The organism is Skermanella sp. (assembly GCF_059503625.1).
Genome location: NZ_JCACHA010000091.1, coordinates 1 through 3994, shown reverse-complemented (window position 1 = coordinate 3994; position 3994 = coordinate 1). Strand labels below are relative to the sequence as shown.

General features: G+C 66.3%; 3 protein-coding genes. All 3 read left to right on the top strand.

Going from position 1 to position 3994, the window contains the following annotated elements; all coding sequences use genetic code 11:
• On the top strand, positions 1-1813 hold a 1813-nt coding region (gene cobN, locus AC5JJ6_RS02400), incomplete at its 5' end, for a cobaltochelatase subunit CobN (protein WP_496040509.1).
• An 11-nt stretch (positions 1814-1824) separates the two neighbouring features.
• Complete coding sequence (cobO, locus tag AC5JJ6_RS02395; protein WP_496040508.1) at positions 1825-2433, top strand: cob(I)yrinic acid a,c-diamide adenosyltransferase; 609 nt, start codon at positions 1825-1827, stop codon at positions 2431-2433.
• Between the two features lie 44 nt (positions 2434-2477).
• Complete coding sequence (locus AC5JJ6_RS02390) at positions 2478-3914, top strand: cobyric acid synthase (protein ID WP_496040510.1); 1437 nt, start codon at positions 2478-2480, stop codon at positions 3912-3914.
• The last annotated feature ends 80 nt before the right edge of the window (positions 3915-3994 follow it).

Below are 3994 nucleotides of genomic sequence, written 5' to 3'. Positions count from 1 at the left end.
CATCGTCGTGCTGCGCGACCACATCCTTGAACTGAGCGCTGCCACCGGCCTGGATGTGGACTGCGGCGTCAGCCGGGACGACGAACCGCAGGCGGCTCTCGCCAAGCTCGACAACCATCTGTGCGAGTTGAAGGAACTCCAGATCCGCGACGGCTTGCACGTCTTCGGCGTGGCGCCGGAAGGCGGCTTGCTGACCGACCTGCTGGTGGCACTGACCCGGTTGCCGCGCGGCAAGGGCGATGGCCGCGACGCCTCGCTGATCCGGGCGCTGGCGGGGGATTTGGGGCTGGAGTTCGACCCGCTTGACTGCGTCATGGGCGATCCTTGGACGGGACCACGGCCGGCGGCGCTGAATACCGGCGGCGTCTGGCGCAGCACCGGCGACACGGTGGAGCGGCTTGAGGAACTGGCGCGGAAGCTGGTCGCGGGAGAGGCCGTTCCGGACCCGGAATGGTCTGCTTCGGGCGCTGTCCTCGATTACATCTCCGGGCATCTGCGGCCCGTGGTTTCCTCCTGCGGCGAGGCTGAACTGACGGGGCTTCTTCGTGGCCTCGACGGGCGCTTCGTCGAGCCCGGTCCGTCCGGTGCTCCGACGCGCGGCAGGCCGGAAGTCCTGCCGACCGGGCGGAACTTCTACTCGGTCGATACCCGCGCCGTCCCAACGCCCGCCGCGTGGCATCTGGGCTGGAAATCCGCCTCGCGGGTGGTTGAGCGCTACCTTCAGGAAAACGGCGACTGGCCCCGCACCATGGCGCTGTCGGCCTGGGGCACCGCAAACATGCGGACAGGCGGCGACGATATCGCCCAGGCGCTGGCGCTGATGGGAGCAAGGCCGACCTGGGACACCGGGACGGGGCGTGTCACGGGGTTCGAGATCATGCCGGCCGGCGTGCTCGACCGGCCGCGCGTCGATGTGACCCTGCGGGTTTCCGGCTTCTTCCGCGATGCTTTCCCCGCTCAAATGGATCTGGTGGACAGCGCCGCCCGCGCTATCGCCGACCTGGACGAACCCGACGACGTCAATCCACTTGCGGCCCGCGTCCGTCAGGATGCGGCTGATCTGGCGGTCTCCGGCATCGATCCGGTAGCGGCCCGGAAGCGGGCGGGGCATCGGGTCTTCGGCTCGAAGCCGGGGGCCTATGGGGCGGGCTTGCAGGCGCTGATCGACGAGCGCGGCTGGGAAACCGAGAGCGACTTGGCGGAAGCCTATCTCGCCTGGGGCGGCTACGCCTATGGCGGCGGGGTGGAGGGAGCACCGGAGCGCGGCTTGTTCGAGGCTAGGCTGGGATCGGTCCAGGCCGTCCTGCACAATCAGGACAACCGGGAACACGACCTGCTCGACAGCGACGATTACTATCAGTTCGAAGGTGGGCTTGCGGTCGCCGTGCGCACCTTGTCGGGACAGGCGCCCGTCGTCTACCACAACGATCACTCGCGTCCGGAAAACCCGCGCGTCCGCACGCTGGACGAGGAAATCGCCCGCGTCGTCCGTGCCCGCGTCGTCAATCCCAAGTGGATCGCCGGCGTGATGCGCCACGGCTACAAGGGAGCCTTCGAACTGGCGGCGACGGTGGATTACCTGTTTGCTTTCGCCGCAACCGCCCGCTGTGTACGCGATCATCATTTCGATGCCGTGTTCGACGCGTACGTCGCCGACGATACGGTCCGGAGCTTCATGGAAGAGGCAAATCCGGCGGCTCTCCGCGAGATGGCGGCAAAATTGTCAGAAGCCCTATCACGCGGACTGTGGCGGCCCAAATCCAATGCCGCGCATCACACATTGAACAAACTGGCCCAGGGTGAAACGCCGTGAAAACCGAAGGCATGACAGAAGACGAAATCAACGCCCGTCACGCCGAGAAGATGGCGAAGAAGAAGGCGGCGCGCGACCGCATGATCGCGACCAAGACCCTGGAGAAGGGGCTTCTGATCGTCCACACCGGCAAGGGTAAGGGCAAGTCCACAGCGGCGCTCGGCATGGTGATGCGGGCGATAGGCCACGGCTTCAAGATCGGGATCGTCCAGTTCGTCAAGGGCAAGTGGGAAACCGGCGAGCGTGTCGTGCTGGAACGCTTTGCCGATCAGGTCACGATCAACACGATGGGCGAAGGCTTCACCTGGGAAACCCAAAGCCGCGAGCGCGATATCGCCGCCGCCCGCGCCGCCTGGACCCAGGCCGTCAGCCTGATCCGGAACCCCGAGATCAAGATGGTCCTGCTGGACGAACTCAACATCGTCCTGCGCTACGACTACCTGCCGCTGGAAGAGGTGCTGGAGGTCCTGCGCGACAAGCCGGAGGACAAGCACGTCATCGTGACCGGTCGCAATGCTAAGGACGAGTTGCTGGAAATCGCCGATCTGGTCACTGAAATGACCATGGTGAAGCACCCGTTCCGGGAAGGCGTCAAGGCGCAGGCCGGGGTGGAATTTTGACCAAGCCGCCGGTCAGGACGAAGGCTGGCAGGACGAAGGCCGTCATGTTCATGGGCACCGGCTCCGACGTCGGCAAGTCCATGGTCGTGGCCGGCCTTTGCCGGGCCTTCACCAACCGGGGCCTCCGCGTCCGTCCGTTCAAGCCGCAGAACATGTCGAACAACGCAGCGGTGACGGCGGACGGCGGCGAGATCGGCCGAGCCCAGGCCTTGCAGGCGCGGGCCTGCAAGGTAGCGCCGACCATCGACATGAACCCGGTTCTGCTGAAGCCGCAGACCGATATCGGCGCTCAGGTCGTCGTGCAGGGCCGCGTCGTCGGGGCGATGAAGGCGCGCGAGTACCAGTCCCGCAAGGGCGAGCTGATGCCGGCCGTGCTGGAAAGCTTCCATCGGCTGGGCCGGGAGGCCGACCTCGTGCTGGTCGAAGGGGCCGGCAGCGCTTCGGAAGTCAATTTGCGGGCGGGCGATATCGCCAATATGGGCTTCGCCGAGGCGGCGGACCTGCCGGTCGTGCTGATCGGCGACATCGAGCGCGGCGGGGTGATCGCCAGCATCGTCGGCACCTGCGCCGTGCTGCCGGATGCCGAGCGGGCGCGGCTGAAGGCCTTCCTGATCAACAAGTTCCGGGGTGATACCAGCCTGTTCGACGACGGTTTGAGGATCATCGCGGAGCACACCGGCCTGCCGTCGCTGGGCGTCGTCCCGTACTTTACCGATGCCGGGAAGCTGCCGCCGGAGGATGCGCTGGCGCTGAGTTCCCGGTCCAGTGCGGGAGGTCGGGCCATTCGCATCGCCGTGCCGATGCTGTCGCGCATCGCCAACTTCGACGATTTCGACCCGCTTCGTGAAGAACCCGACGTGACGCTGACCATGGTCCCGCCGGGAGAGGCGCTGCCGGGCGACGCCGACCTCGTCATCCTGCCCGGCACCAAGGCGACGATCCCGGATCTGGCGTTCCTGCGCGACCAGGGCTGGGACGTGGACATTGCGGCGCATCTCCGGCGCGGTGGCCATGTGTTGGGCATCTGCGGCGGCTTCCAGATGCTGGGGACGCGGCTGGACGATCCGGCGGGGACGGAGGGAGCGCCCGGCGCCGTGACCGGCCTGGGTCTTCTCGACATCGAAACGGTATTGGACGGGCCTAAGACGCTGGTCGAAGTGACGGGGCTGCATCCGGCTAGTGGGGCATCGGTCCGGGGCTACGAGATGCATATCGGCCAAACATCGGGCACCGCGTTGGCGCGGCCCCTGCTGGAACTTGAGGGCCGGGCCGAGGGAGCGGTATCGGCGGATGGTCGCGTCAGCGGTTGTTACGTCCACGGAATGTTTTCGTCCGACACCTTCCGCCACGCATTCCTGTCGGCGATCAAGGACCGAGCCGACAGCGGGATCGCCTATGAGGATGGGGTGGAAAGCGCACTGGATGCGCTGGCCGATCATTTAGAAGCCTGCCTGGACTTGGACGCCCTGCTGGTGCTCTAATGCCAGGGCGTGAAGATATCGGCTGATGAAGAGGCTCCTGCCATAGGCCGGTCTAAAGCGAAGCGGCAGCCGACATAGAC

Coding starts and splice junctions, on each gene's coding strand:
- cobO (WP_496040508.1), top strand. CDS start 1,825: ATGACAGAAGACGAAATCAACGCCCGTCACGCCGAGAAGATGGCGAAG.
- AC5JJ6_RS02390 (WP_496040510.1), top strand. CDS start 2,478: ATGTTCATGGGCACCGGCTCCGACGTCGGCAAGTCCATGGTCGTGGCC.